Source organism: Brachyspira pilosicoli, from assembly GCF_036997485.1.
Lineage (GTDB): Bacteria > Spirochaetota > Brachyspiria > Brachyspirales > Brachyspiraceae > Brachyspira > Brachyspira pilosicoli_C.
Window position 1 is genome coordinate 472588 of record NZ_JAWLPU010000001.1, and the last position, 14615, is coordinate 487202.

A 14615-nucleotide genomic window follows, 5' to 3' on the forward strand; every position below is an offset into this window, starting at 1 on the left:
TGGGAATATATATAGTTATAATACCTATATTTTGCTAAAAAATGCAGTCTTTTTGGTTCTTTTGGTCACAAAAAGAACTGGGGGCGTGTACCCCATACGGGCACGCTTCGCAGGGGGCAAAGCCGCCACAAATAAAAAATTTAAAATATATTTCATCTTAAAATTTTTCAGTGTATATTGAAACAATAATTTTCTATCAACTTTTTCCAGCCTTACGCGGTGCGGGCTTCGTCAAAGTTTTTGACATTCGGACACGCTTCGCAGGGGACAAAGCCCTGCAAATAACTAAAATAAAAAAGTTAAAAATTTTATTTACAAACGAAAAATATAAAATATAATAAAATAATGAATTATATATCAAACCTACACACACATACCACCTACTGCGATGGTAAAAACACTATAGAAGAAAATATATTATGCGCAATAGAAAAAAACTTTATAAGCTTAGGATTCTCTGGACATTCTTACTTACCGTTTGATAATGCTGCTATGTCTAAAGAAAATACAATTAAATATTTAGAAGACATAAAAAAATTTAAAAATATATATAAAGATAAAATACAAATATATTCTGGAATAGAAGCAGACTACTATTCAAACCTAAATAAAAAAACAGATAGAGAAATGATGTTAGATTATAGAATAGGTTCCGTGCATTTTATAAAAGATGATGACAATAATTATTTTTCTATAGATGCATCAAAACAACACTTTGAAAATACATTAAAACATTTTGGAAATATTAAAGAAATAATATTAAGATATTATAATAATGTAATTAATATGATAAATAATCAAAACCCAGATATTATAGGACATTTAGACTTAATTAGAAAATACAACTTTAATAAAGAATATTTTACAGAAAAAGAAGATTGGTACATAGAAAAGCTTAATGAAGTATTAGAAGTGATAAAAAAATCAAACTCTATAGTAGAAATAAATACGAGAAAAATGAATAAAGATAATTTAAACGCCCACTATCCAAACAGTGATACTATAAAAAAATTATTAAAATTAGATATACCTATTATAATAAATACAGATTCTCATTCTGCAAACGGTATAGATTATTTTTACTATGAAATGATAGAAAAATTAAAAAGTTTAGGCTATAGTAAAATAAAAATGCTTATAGATAATTCGTTTAAAGATATAAGCCTAAATTAATTAAACATATTTCTCCATTTGATTATAAATAATTTCTGCTAAACCAAATGTCTTAGTTTTAGAGAATTCTTTAGCATATTCATCATATAGCATATCTTCAAATATCTCTTCTGCCATACCTCCATCTACAAGTCCGCTTTTATTAACAGTCTTTCTCATCTCTTTAAGCATTTGATTAATCATTAAAGATTCAAAATCTTCAGAAACTTCTCTCAAACGTTTTTTTTGAAACTCTTTATCAGTAACATTTTCTTCAGAAGTATTTTCTACACTAAACTTTGTACCATAATTCTGATACTCTCTTTTAGTATTATTAAGTTTATTTAAATTAGCTGTTCCAATACTTAAATTATATTTATCAGTAATATTCATATACTAATACCTCTATAAAAAACATATACTATGTTATTACTATCGGAAAGTATAAAAATCTTATTAATACAATTTTTTATTACCAAGTTACAATATATTCTGTATAAATATAACCATTACTAATAGACTTAGAAATTTCAACTTTAGTAGAATTAGGATATTTATATCTAAATATATTATTAATTAACTCATCAAAATATATTTCCATCATAGAATCATAATTAGGGAAATAGTATAGATGATAAATAAGCTTTCGTTTCTCAGATTTTACAACTTCTATATTAATATTTTTAAATCTTTTATTACTAAATTTAATAAGCAAATCAGCTAAATTACGGCCCCTATAAAATTTTATTTTTAATTTATTTAAAACACTGCATTTTCTAAAACCATATTTAGCAACATCTCTTATACAATCTTCACTTCCATCATAAAATTCATTCATAATTATATTAATAGGCATAAAAAATGAACTAGATAATACGAATTTCTTTTTAAACTTCACTTTCTTTACATCGCTATATATAATTTTAGCATCTTCAGGCATTTTAGCAATTAAAGCTATAGTTTTTTCTTTACCAAAAGTATCTATCATGAATTTATAAAATCTTTTTACTAATGCATATTTAGCATACGCCCTTTCTCCATCATTAATACTTTTAATCTTTCCAGCAATAACCTCTTCAAAATCTTTAATTATGTATGAAGACATCTCTTTATCTAACGTATCAATAGAATCCCCAGAAATATTCGAAAGAACTTCTATCTCCTTAATCAAATTAAATACATCATTAATACGTTCACTCATATCCTGTGTTTTACTAACTATATCATCTGTATTTTTAGATACTAATTTCATAGCCTCATCATTTTTCTTAGAGAAATCTGATAAATTAACCAAATCATCTTTAGCTACAGATATTCTTCCATGTAAAGATGTATATTGTTCTTTAATATCTTTAATAGCATTAGTAAGACGTTCTATAGAAATATTCATATCTTTTGTACTTATATACTTATCATCTACAACTTTTTTTACTTTAGTCATAGTGTCTACAAAGTTATTTACTTTAGATATCATATTTTCTATAACATTCATTCTCTCTGCCATTTTCTCTATCATTAAGTTCATCTCTTTTTCTATCTCTCTAAGTATTCTATGAGCTTTCTCAGATTGAATATTTGTAGTAGTAGCCAACTTTCTTATCTCTTCAGCAACAACAGCAAAACCCTTTCCCTGTTCACCAGCATGTGCTGCTTCTATTGCTGCATTCATCGCAAGCATATTAGTCTGCTGAGAAATATCTATTGTAGAGTTAACAAACTCTGATATTCCTCTAATAGAAGAAACCAAATTTCTAGTAATATTTTCTGTTTTTAATATTTTATCTTTGCTGTCATTTGATAATGATAACATTACCTCAGATTCATCTTTAGCCTTAGCAACAGATTCTGATACCTCTTCCATATCTTTTTGTATAGATAATGTTAAAGAGTTAATTTGATTTAAACTTATAGCCTGCTCATCAATTTTTATTTGAAGGTCATTAGTCATCTGGTCTATGGATATAAGCTCAGAAAGGTTAGAAGCTATTATCTTATAAATTTCTAAATTACTGCTTTCAACCGCCTTAAACTCATTTTGCTGATAAGATATATTATTTACAATCAAGTTTACAGACTCGGTCATAGAACCAGCAACATTAGAAATATCTGAAGTTTTATTCTTTAATGATGTAATTTGTGCTTTAAATACTAATAAAGTTTTTGATACAGTAGAGAATACATGCTGAACCATATCAAAAAATATAATTATCCAATTGCTTAAATATCCCAAAGAATCTTTAGAGTTTATTTTGGTAATATTAATAAACATATTATTATTAAATACACCCTCTTCAAGTTCATGAGATATTCTATCTAAAGGTTTTAATGATATTGGTATGGTAATATTTAATATAATAATTATTACTACGATAGCAAATATCAATATAACAAAAATAGTATTGTTAGTTTGGTCTAAAACACTTGAGAAATATGAACTAGGTACAAACATAAATAAATTATATAAGCCGCTGCTGAACTGCCTAACAAATATATGATAAGGCACATCATCAATCATTACATTATTTTTTATAATTGTATTTGTAGATATATCCAAATTATTTATAGCGGCATTAAACCAGGTAAAATCATTTACATTACTCAATATATATTTTGGGTTATCATGATATACTATCTTATTATTTCTTGTATCATATATTATTGTATTAAAAGGTCCTGTTTTTACTATATTAGTTAAGACTTCATGTGCTATATCAAGTGAAACATCAGATAAAGACACCCCTATGAGTTTAGAATCATCTGTAGAATATATAGGAGAAGAAAATGATACTACTTTCTGAGGCTTATCCAAATTTTTTAAATATGGAGAAGAATAATAAACATTCTGAGGTCTTTTAGCTTCTCTATTCCAATTATTAGGGAGTGCCAAAGCATAAAACTCTTCATTTACATAATTATCCATAATAGTTCCAAATTGAGGCTCCATTGTGCCGGCATCAGGAACATCATATAGATATAAAGAGTATAAATTCCTTAAATTAGTATTTTCGGATATAACATTAGGTTCAAAATATATACCATTAGCTATAACATGATGCAAATTAAGCTGTGATTTATGAAATCTGTAAATTATATCTCTAAGACTATTTTGAGGATTTTCTACATTACCAACATCATATAACTCATAAGATACTGTAGCTATATCTGATAATGAAACTGTACCAACAGAAGTAGTAGCATATATATTATTAAATGTTGATACTATATCATAAAAATAATTTTGTGTAACTGTCATAGCATTATCATACAATGCTTTTCTATTTGTTGTGCTATTAATAAAAATAGTAGGAGATAGAGACAATGCAACTACTAATATAACAGAAAAAAGTACCTTATTTTTTAAACTCATATATAGAAACCTTATTTTTTTTACTTACAAAATTATTACTTAAATTGTCGGATATTGCAAGTATATTTTTGAGAGCCTTAAATATTTATTTTATATTAATATATATTAATATAAATATTATACCAATTTGTAAAAAACTTCTATTTTTTTACTATTCTCTTTTTAAATAAATTAAAAATAGAAATAAAATCTTCATTCTTTAAAACAACATTAACTATACTATAAATTATAACACCTATAATTATAACAACAAATACTTTTATTATAAAAATTATTCTCGTGCTATTTAAACTATCTCTCAAAATATAAAATCTAAGAGAATAAACTGCCATAGCCATAATAATACTTGAAAATAAAGTTTTAATAGTATTAATTTTACCTTTATTAAGCGAGAAAGACATATTCATTCTCTTCATAAGCAGTATATATAATATAATAAAAGAAACAATATTTGCTATTACGCTTGAAATTGAAATACCTATAATATCAAAATGAAATATATAAACACATAAATAATTGCTAATAGCATTAATAATAAAAGCAAAAAAAGCTATATATACAGGAGTTTTCATATCCTTCATAGCATAAAAAGACTGTACAACAATCCTATAACTAGCAACAAAAAAGAGTGAAATAGATAAATACCTTAAAGCATTAGACACAAGCAAAGTAGATTTTTCTGAAAAAGCACCATATTGAAAAATCATAGCAACAATTTCTTTTCCGAGTATTATAAATCCAAAAGTTGCAGGTATAGTTATTAATGCCACCAATCTCAAAGAATAAGAAAGTGTATCTTTTGCCTCATCATACTTCTCATTGACTATTAATTTGCTTAAAGTTGGAAGCATAACAGTAGCTATACTAACAGCAAAAACCCCCAAAACAAACTCATGTATTCTATTAGCAAAAGTAACAGCCGACACCCTACCCTCTCCAATAGCTCCAGCAAAAGCAGTAGATACAAGCAAATTAATCTGATAAATACTAGCTCCAAATATACCAGGGGCAAATAATTTAATCATCTTTAAAACATAACTATCTCTAAAATTAAAATTAGGCACAAAATTAAAGCCAAGTCTATTAACAAAAGGAATCTGATAAGCAAATTGCACCATTCCGCCAATAAGCACCGCTACAGCAAAAACATAAGACATATTATTAAAAACATTAGGAAGCAAAAAATAAAATATTAATGCCAAAGATATAATAACAATATTAAGAAGTATAGGACTCGCCGCAGATATAGAATAATATCCTCTCACATTCAAAACACCTTGCATCAAAGCGGCAAGTGAAATAAACAAAAGATAAGGAAACATTATTCTTGATAAATCGACAGCCAAACTATAAGCCTCATAACTTGCCGATTTATAAAGCAGCTTTACTAATAAAGGTGAAATTAATATGCCGACAAAAACTATAAATATTAATATCAATGATAATAACGTAAAAACTGCCCTAAAAAAAACTTTAGAAGCCTCTATACCTTTATTTTTTTCAAGGTCAGTAAAAACAGGTATGAAACTTGCAACCATATTGCCTTCAGCAAATAATCGCCTTAAAAGATTCGGAAGTATGAACCCTATAGCAAAAGCATCTGCTATAAATGTTGTACCGAGTAAAATAGCCTGTATCTGGTCGCGTACAAGTCCAAAAATCCTGCTTATAGTAGTTACTACAGACATCTTCAAACTTGACTTTACTATATTTTCTTTGGTATTTATTTTCTCATTTTTCTCTTGCATACAATTATCTCTTTTATCATTACTATCTATAATATAACTATTATTAATTAAAATAAGAAAAATACTGAATTTTTATTGATTAACTATTCTTTTTTATCTTCTTCTTTTTGCAAAGTTTTTTTATCTTTTTTTAAAGCTTTCTTTTCTTCTTTTAGAGCTTTTTTAGCTTCTTTAAAAGCCTGCTTCTCCTCTTTTTTTAATTCTTTAGCTCTAATTTTTTCTCGCTTAGCTTCCATCTTAGCTTCTTTTTTAGATTCTTTTAAGGATTTTTTTTCTTCTTTTTTTAATTCTTTAGCCCTAATTTTTTCTAACTTAGCTTCTCTCTTAGCTTCTTTTTTAGCATTTTTTATAATTCTTTTTTTATTTCTCTTTACAGAAACCTTTTCAAAAAATACTAATATCCAAAACTTTATATAATCAAAATATAAAAATATCCTAAAAATATTTCTTTTAAGATAAAAAGCTTCATCTTTATTTGCTTCAATTATTTTCATGCTTGGAGATTTTTTCTTTCCGCAAAAACAGTCCAAAGGTCTAGACATTGGTACACATAATTTCATACCTAATTTACCCTTGTTTTCATTAAACCAATATAAAGACTTTTTAAAAGGCATATATATAAAAAATACATCTGGATTCATTTTTTTAAACCCAATAAAAGCTTTATACAGTTCCGATTTATTTTTTGTATTTTGATAAGTTCCAAGTATACTAATATCAGGATATATTTTCTTCATTTTTTCGGTGATTGTAAAAAAATACTTCTCTTCATCACCAAATAAAAACATAGTCATTTTTTTTTGCTCTATATAAGACAATGTATCAGAAAATAAATTAAAGTCTTTAATATATTCTAATTCTTCTTTATATATAAATTTATATGCTTTAGAGATGGAAGGATGCGCAGCAATTACCAAAGAAGCATTTTCTATAATATTTTTTAATTTTTTATTAAAACGAACGCTCAATAATTGATGCACATCTAATGTTACTATAAGAACATCATTTCCATCTTTTAGTTGATCTAAAGCAGCATATAAATCATTGTTAAAGGTATCTATTCTAATACCTAACAAAGAATTTTTATTTATCATAAATTATTAAGCCCTAAAAATCATATAGCAAGAGTTCTGCATAACTCTAAATCTATAGGGTCAACTTTAGGAACTTTTTTAACAGCATCAGCTAAAGGAGTATAAGTGTACTCACCCTTCCATATACCAACAGCAACATTTCTCTTACCTTCTAATAATGCCTTAACTGCAATATAACCAAATCTTGCAGCCATAAGACGTTCACGAGAAGTAGGAGAACCGCCTCTTTGCATGTGTCCGAGTATAGTTACACGAGTATCAAAACCTGTTTTACCTTCTATCTGTTTAGCTACCTCCATAGCTCCGCCTGACTCATCACCCTCAGCAACTACTATTATAGAAGATTTTTTACCTCTCTTTTTTGCAGTTTGTAAGTTTTCTACTATTTTATCAATATCAGTAGTTGTCTCTGGAATAAGTATATCTTCAGCACCAGAAGCTATACCAACTTCCAAAGCAATATAACCAGCATGTCTTCCCATAACCTCAACTACAAAACATCTTCCATGGCTAGTAGCTGTATCTCTTAATTTATCTATAGCCTCCATTGCAACATTTACTGCTGTATCATATCCTATAGTATAATCAGTACCGAATATATCGTTATCTATAGTACCAGGTATACCAATAACAGGAAACTCTTCATGGTGATTAGCAAAATCTAATGCACCTTTATAAGTACCATCTCCACCTATAACAACTAAAGCATCTATTCCATTGTATTTCATATTATCAGCTGCTTTTTTCATACCTTCTTCTGTTTGAAACTCTGGAGATCTTGCAGAAAATAAAATTGTACCACCATGGTTAATAATGCCGCCAACAGAACCAGCATTCATTTGATAAACATTATTATACATCAAACCTTGATAACCCTCTCTTATACCAACTACCTCTAAACCATTAGCTATAGCTGTTCTAACAACGCTTCTTATAGCAGGGTTCATTCCTGAAGCATCGCCGCCGCTTGTTAATACCCCTATTTTCTTTATATCAGCCATATTGAAATAACTCCTTATAAAACATATAATATTTTTAACTATATTATTATTTATCTAATTTTTTGTTATATATATTATATATTAATAATAAAAGAATTGATACACAAAAAAAGAAAAAAATTAACATGATAAATTCACAGTACATTGAAATAATTAACATCATAGAAAATAAAAGATGGGATAAACTTAAATATCTACTAAATGATATGCACCCTATAGAAATAGTGGACATAATGCGTATATTAGAAAGCAATAAAGATAAAACTATTCTTTTTAGATTATTGTCCACAGAAAAGTCCGCTTTAGTATTTGCAGAGTTGGATGCTAATGAACAGGAAGAATTAATATCTTCTATGAATGATAAAGAAATAGAAGAATTAATGCATGAAATGAGTCCTGATGACAGAACTTCTCTTTTTGAAGAGCTCCCAGAAGAAATAAATAAAAAAATATTTTCTTTAATGGAAAAAGAAGATTTAGATATCACTAAAAAATTATTAGCATATCCAGAATATAGTGTCGGCCGTATAATGACTACAGAATATATATCTATATCTCCAAACTTCTCTGTAAGTGAAGCTTTAGAATATATTAGAAAATATGGTAAAGATTCTGAAACTTTTGAGGTTATATATATAGTTGATAATAAAAATATATTATTAGGATATATTTTATTAAAAGATTTATTATTTGCTAAAAAAACGGACATAATAGAAAACTTTATGCACACAGACATAATATATCTTTCTGCATATTCAGACCAAGAAGAGGCTGTACTTGTTGGAAGGAAATATGATTTATTATATATACCTGTAGTTGATTCAAAAAATGCTTTAATAGGGATTGTTACTATTGATGATATATTTGATGTCGCTGAAGAAGAAGAAACCGAAGACTTCCACAAATTAGGTGCTATAAGTATAGATGATGACTTTACAGGAAACATCAAACAAGCTCCAATACTAACTTTATACAAAAAAAGAATTACTTGGCTTTTTATATTAGTATTTATAAATATATTTTCTGGATATTTTATAGGTATATTTGAAGAGACTATAAGCAAATATGTTTCTTTAATATTCTTTTTACCCCTTTTAATAGATAGTGCTGGAAATGCGGGTGCTCAATCTTCAACTCTTATAATAAGAAGTTTATCACTTGGAGATGTAAAAAAAAGCGATTGGCTGTTTATGTTTTTTAAAGAGATTGCTATATCTTCTATACTTGGTATTACTATGAGTTTAGCTGTTTCACTTCTTGCTATATTTAGAGGCGGATTAATGATAGCTTTGGTGGTATCATTATCTATGATATGTGTTGTAGTGATAGGAAGTCTTATAGGATTATGTTTGCCTTTTATATTTGTAAAACTAAAAAAAGACCCTACTACAAGCAGTGTGCCTTTAGTAACTTCTATATGTGATATTACAGGTACTTCTATATATTTATTATTAGCAAGCATAATACTCACGAAAATGAATATATAAATACCATATCAAAACAATTTTAAAAATAAAAAAACGAATGTAATATTAAACTATTCCGATAATAATTAAAACTATTTTTAGGAATTTTTACTATGAAAAAATATATAGTTTTAATATTTATATTTGCTGTATGCTCCATATATGCAAACAATTATGACAGTATGATAAAATCAATGCAATTAGAAAATATAGAAGAATTATCAATATCTGACGAAAATTCAACAATTACATTCAATCAATTGGCAGAATATTATGCAAGCATAGTAACTGATAAAAATGCAACCCCTGAACAATTAGAAGCATTAGGAAATATTATAAAATTATGGACAGATACTATAAATCAAAACTTCTCTAAAGAAGAAATATTTACTAAATACAGCACAGTAACATCAACTCTATCATCTATGTCTATACTTTTAATATTAAGAATAGCAATAAAAGATAATAATATACCAACAGAAGAAATGCAAAAAAATATTTACGAATCAATTAATAATAAATTTATACCATCATTTGCGCAATTTAAAAATGACGGCTGGAAAACAGATTTTAATTTTTATGTAATAAATATGTCAGCTGCAGTTTGTAAATGGTATGAAGATAAATCTAAAAAGTTAGACTACCCCAAATTTAAAGTATGGAGAGACGGAGATTTTTAATTAATATATAAATAAAAAAATATTCATGGAGGAATAATATTTATGGAAGCACAAGTTCAAGAGAGAGAAGATGTAATGACTGTTACAGCTAAGGAAGATATTAAAACTTTAATTACAAAGTATAAAGAGCAAAATATTATAACTATCACAAGCAAAAAAATTAAAGCGTTATAAATAGGAAATAAAAGGCAATTATTAAAAATATGGTTGCCTTTTTTTAGTTAAAAACAATAAAATATAAATAATATATTAATAATTGTATTCTAAACTAATTTCAAATACATGCTCTAAAATTTCATTGCTCTTAAAAGGTGTGTAATAATTAAAAGTAAAGCTAAAATTATTATAGTTGATGAGAAACTTAGTATTTAAATCCATTTTATAATTAGGTGAATGAGAGAAATAAGTTATTATATTAAATAAATTATTAAGAAAAGATAAATAAAGCCCTATAGAATAAAATGAATGAATATCCTCATAAAAATATTCCACATAAGGACTAAGTATAAAATCATAACTATAGATAAAAGTATAATTAATTCCCAAAAGACTTTTTATATCATTAAGGCTTTTTCCAATATTATCACTGCTTAAAATATTGTAAGTAACATTTCCGTAAAATTTAAATCCTATATCAAATATATATGAAGCCTCAAAACCAAGCATTAAATTATTTTTCTTTTGTAAATCATAAGTATATTTTGTTATACCCATTAAACCTAAATGAGCAGAAGAATATTTTAAATAATACCAAGAAGTGTAATACTGAGGTTCTTTTAACAAATCCATTGATTTAGTGTCTGTAATGAATCCTATTGAGTGCGTAATATTTCCCTGATAAAAATTAAGCTCGGTATTATATAAAGCCTCATAATCATTATACAATACACTCTCCCCCACAAACATATATTGCCTATTAAAACCTTCACCAAAATGGAATTTCCTCTTTCCTATGTAAAAGGCTAAAATTTCATTTATATAATTAAACTGTATTTCATCAAAATTAAAAGAAATATAAGCATTATTATCATTTTGTTTTATAAGGTTTCCATTATCATAAATAAACTCTCTATTATCTTTGGTATATATTCTAATTGCAGGCTTAAATGAAAAATAAAGATTATTATTAAGATATTCAAAGCCTAAATAAAAATAAGTATTATTACTTAATATTGAATTGGCTATATATTCAGTTTCTTTTAAATCTATATAATTAAAACTATTCTTTATACCGAATTTAGGAGTAATATCAGCAAGTGCTATAGATGATACAGCAAATATAAAAATAATTATTTTAATATATTTCATTTTTTGTATAAAATAAAAACTATTTAAATAAACTAAAAAGCATCTTCATATTCTCACTTCTAAAATATGAGCTCGATGAACTTGAAGGCTCTATTTTTGATATATTGCATATTGTGCTTATATTTGTATTAATAATCAGATTATAAAACTCCATATCTTTAAAATAATTATCTTTTATTTTATATATACCTCTTTTTACCGGCTTTCCGCTATTATCAAAAAAATCTATACTGTAGCCACCAGCAATTTTTTTAAGTGCAGCTTTAGCATAAGGAACGCTTCTATTTTTCTTTACTAAATTTATTTCTTCACTGCTTACAATATTTTCAAGCTTATAATCATCTGTAAAATTAATAGACATCAAATCATTCATATTGGCTGCTCCTGTTACAACATAGCTTCCTGAAATTTTTAAAGGAGAAACCTGATTCTTTGCCTGCACAAAAAAACCCTGATTATTGGCTAAAAAAAGAGTATTATTATTTTTTAAATACATTAATTTATAGTCTTTTCCAACTATCATATCAAAATTATTAACAGTTTTTTTGCCGTCTTTTATATCAGTAAATGTTCCAGACATCTTGTAACTTTTACCATCTCTGTTATAAATCTTTACAAAATCATCAAATATATTCTGACTGTACAAATTAAAAGATAAAATGCTTATTATAAATAAAATTTTAATTATTTTGTTACACATATTTTATTACCTCTATTATAGGCATTCTAATAACCTTTATTATTGGATAAATACCTGCTAATATTGATACAGATAACACCCATGCAAATATTAAAACAGTATCTTTGAATGTTAGTAATAAACTTAAAGGATAACCGTCAGTAGCACCAGGAAATTTCATTATAAAGTTTGAAGCATTAAGTATAGCAGAAGCGCTGTAAGAAATAATTATTGAAATAACAGAACTTAATACTGCCATTATAATAATTTCTAAAAATAAAAGTAAGGTTACATTTTTTATATTTATTCCTAATGCACGCATAGTACCAAACTCATTTAAACGCTCTAAAAAATTTGTTGTGAGCATCTGCATAACTGAAACAAATACTAATATACTTAATATAAATAATGCTATCAAATAATTATTAGTATTCATTTCTATTACAGAAAGTAAAAATGCATTCAAATCCTTCCAATCTTTAGCTTCATAGTTTAAATTATTTTCATTAAAATATTGATTAAGATTATTTTTTATTTCAGTAGCCTTTTTATAATCTTTTAAATATACGAGTAAATTATGAGCATTACCATACTCAAGACCAAATACTTCATATACAGCATTAAGCGGACTATATATTGTAATAGCATCAGCAGAACTGTTATTTAAAGATATTGAGCCTACAGCCATTAAAGAGCCTAAACTTATCCCCTCCCCAAAATCAGTCATCAAATTTAAATAAGGCTCTTCATCATAATTAAGATTAAAAAACTCTCCCAAATCTTTACCAAGAACCATTGTATTAACATCATCATCAAATATAGGAGTTCCTGCCTTTAAAGAAACTGATGACATTATTTTTGAAGGCTTTTCATAAGCATAACCTGAAAAGAATTTACTTTTACTTTCATTGCCTACAAGCCCGCTTATATCAAGTTTTTTCTGATAATCATTAACTTCGCCTATAGTGTCAAGTTGTTTATAAATTACTTCAAAATCATTACTATTAAGCATATTAATTTTTTCGCTTTTTGTATCCCAATAAGATTTATCAGCTATTACAACAGAGCCTCCGCTTGTATTAACACTTATAATAATACCTTCTTTTGTGAAGTTATTATATCCGCTTATCATCATAAGTGAAATAAAAGATACTATAATAAGTATCATATTTAAAATTGTTCTGGTTTTATTATACCAAAGATTATCGAATGCTAATTTTATTATATTCATTTATCCGTTCCATTATGATTATTAATAATATTAATTAATTTTAAGTTTTTTAGATTTATTACTTGTGGTGGCTTTGCCCCACAGCTCTGCGTACTTCGTAACGCCCCCAGTTCTTTTGCGACCAAAGGGAGTACCTTTAGGTATGGCACAAAGAACCAAAAAGACTGCATTTTTAATACTAATAAATTATATACTAACTACATTTAATATGTAATTACTGTATATTAAGTATTACTTCGCCATCTCTCATAATATATTTTTTGTCCGCATAATCTTCTATCAATTCATCATGCGAAATAAAAAATCCTATGCCGTTTCTTTTCTTTATAGTCTCTCTTATATATTCATAAATAAATTTGCTTGTTTCTGTATCCAAATTCGCACTAATCTCATCGCCGAATATATAAGGAGCTTCACTTACCAATGCCCTTGCAATTGCAACTCTCTGTTTCTGCCCTCCTGAAAGCTGTTCCGGTTTCTTCTTTTTTAAATTGTCTATTTTTAAGTTTTCTAATATTTCATTAACTTTTTTATTTATATTAGAAGAACTCTCATTTAAAAATTTAAGAGGCAAAGCAACATTATCAAACACGCTCTGAGTTTTTAAAAGTTCAAGCGACTGCAAAATAAGTCCTATATTTGAAAGCCTAAAACTGCTTCTTTCTCTGTCGCTTAATTTTGAAACTTCATCATTATTCCAATAAACAGAACCCTCTGTAGGAATATCTATGCTTGATAATATATGAAGAAGCGTACTTTTACCAGCCCCAGAAACTCCAGCAACCCATACAATTTCACCGTCTTTTATTTCTAAACTAATATTTTTATTTGCAGCTATATTATAATCTTTAGTTTTATATATTTTTGATATATTTTCACATCTTATCAT

General features: G+C 26.5%; 13 protein-coding genes. 4 read left to right on the plus strand and 9 right to left on the minus strand.

The window, feature by feature from the left end; all coding sequences use genetic code 11:
- Positions 1–345 precede the first annotated feature (345 nt).
- Positions 346–1173: a histidinol-phosphatase gene (locus R4I97_RS02025; RefSeq protein WP_335783471.1), complete on the plus strand. Its 828-nt coding sequence runs from the start codon at positions 346–348 to the stop codon at positions 1171–1173.
- Here R4I97_RS02025 and R4I97_RS02030 read toward each other — a convergent pair whose 3' ends face one another.
- From R4I97_RS02030 to pfkA, 5 genes are all read right to left on the minus strand, one after another.
- Positions 1174–1545, minus strand: a complete 372-nt coding sequence (locus tag R4I97_RS02030; RefSeq protein WP_335783472.1) for a rod-binding protein — start codon at positions 1543–1545, stop codon at positions 1174–1176.
- A 79-nt stretch (positions 1546–1624) separates the two neighbouring features.
- Complete coding sequence (locus R4I97_RS02035; RefSeq protein WP_335783473.1) at positions 1625–4519, minus strand: methyl-accepting chemotaxis protein; 2895 nt, start codon at positions 4517–4519, stop codon at positions 1625–1627.
- A 140-nt stretch (positions 4520–4659) separates the two neighbouring features.
- Entirely contained in the window at positions 4660–6267 is a 1608-nt protein-coding gene (murJ, locus tag R4I97_RS02040; RefSeq protein ID WP_335783474.1) for a murein biosynthesis integral membrane protein MurJ, read from the minus strand.
- Positions 6268–6350: 83 nt separating this feature from the next.
- Positions 6351–7361, minus strand: coding sequence for a WecB/TagA/CpsF family glycosyltransferase (locus R4I97_RS02045; RefSeq protein WP_335783475.1), 1011 nt, complete (start codon positions 7359–7361; stop codon positions 6351–6353).
- A gap of 20 nt (positions 7362–7381) precedes the next feature.
- Entirely contained in the window at positions 7382–8362 is a 981-nt protein-coding gene (pfkA, locus tag R4I97_RS02050) for a 6-phosphofructokinase (protein ID WP_335783476.1), read from the minus strand.
- A gap of 125 nt (positions 8363–8487) precedes the next feature.
- On the opposite strand from pfkA, the gene mgtE reads away from it, so the two are divergent.
- From mgtE to R4I97_RS02065, 3 genes are all read left to right on the plus strand, one after another.
- Positions 8488–9849 (plus strand): magnesium transporter, encoded by a 1362-nt coding sequence (gene mgtE / locus R4I97_RS02055; protein WP_335783477.1) that lies wholly within the window; start codon positions 8488–8490, stop codon positions 9847–9849.
- A 92-nt stretch (positions 9850–9941) separates the two neighbouring features.
- Entirely contained in the window at positions 9942–10508 is a 567-nt protein-coding gene (locus R4I97_RS02060; RefSeq protein ID WP_335783478.1) for a hypothetical protein, read from the plus strand.
- A 42-nt stretch (positions 10509–10550) separates the two neighbouring features.
- The gene (locus R4I97_RS02065) at positions 10551–10682 is read left to right on the plus strand and encodes a hypothetical protein (protein ID WP_335783479.1); all 132 of its coding nucleotides are present in this window, start codon (positions 10551–10553) and stop codon (positions 10680–10682) included.
- A 75-nt stretch (positions 10683–10757) separates the two neighbouring features.
- Here the strand turns inward: R4I97_RS02065 and R4I97_RS02070 are convergent, their stop codons facing one another.
- The 4 genes from R4I97_RS02070 to R4I97_RS02085 form a co-directional block, all read right to left on the minus strand.
- A complete protein-coding gene (locus tag R4I97_RS02070; protein ID WP_335783480.1) occupies positions 10758–11816 on the minus strand; it encodes a hypothetical protein in 1059 nt (352 codons plus the stop codon).
- 19 nt (positions 11817–11835) lie between these two features.
- Positions 11836–12516, minus strand: a complete 681-nt coding sequence (locus R4I97_RS02075; protein WP_335783481.1) for a hypothetical protein — start codon at positions 12514–12516, stop codon at positions 11836–11838.
- Positions 12509–13726: an ABC transporter permease gene (locus tag R4I97_RS02080; RefSeq protein ID WP_335783482.1), complete on the minus strand. Its 1218-nt coding sequence runs from the start codon at positions 13724–13726 to the stop codon at positions 12509–12511. The genes R4I97_RS02075 and R4I97_RS02080 overlap by 8 nt, the downstream gene beginning before the upstream one ends.
- Before the next feature lie 214 nt (positions 13727–13940).
- Positions 13941–14615, minus strand: coding sequence for an ABC transporter ATP-binding protein (locus tag R4I97_RS02085; RefSeq protein WP_335783483.1), 675 nt, complete (start codon positions 14613–14615; stop codon positions 13941–13943).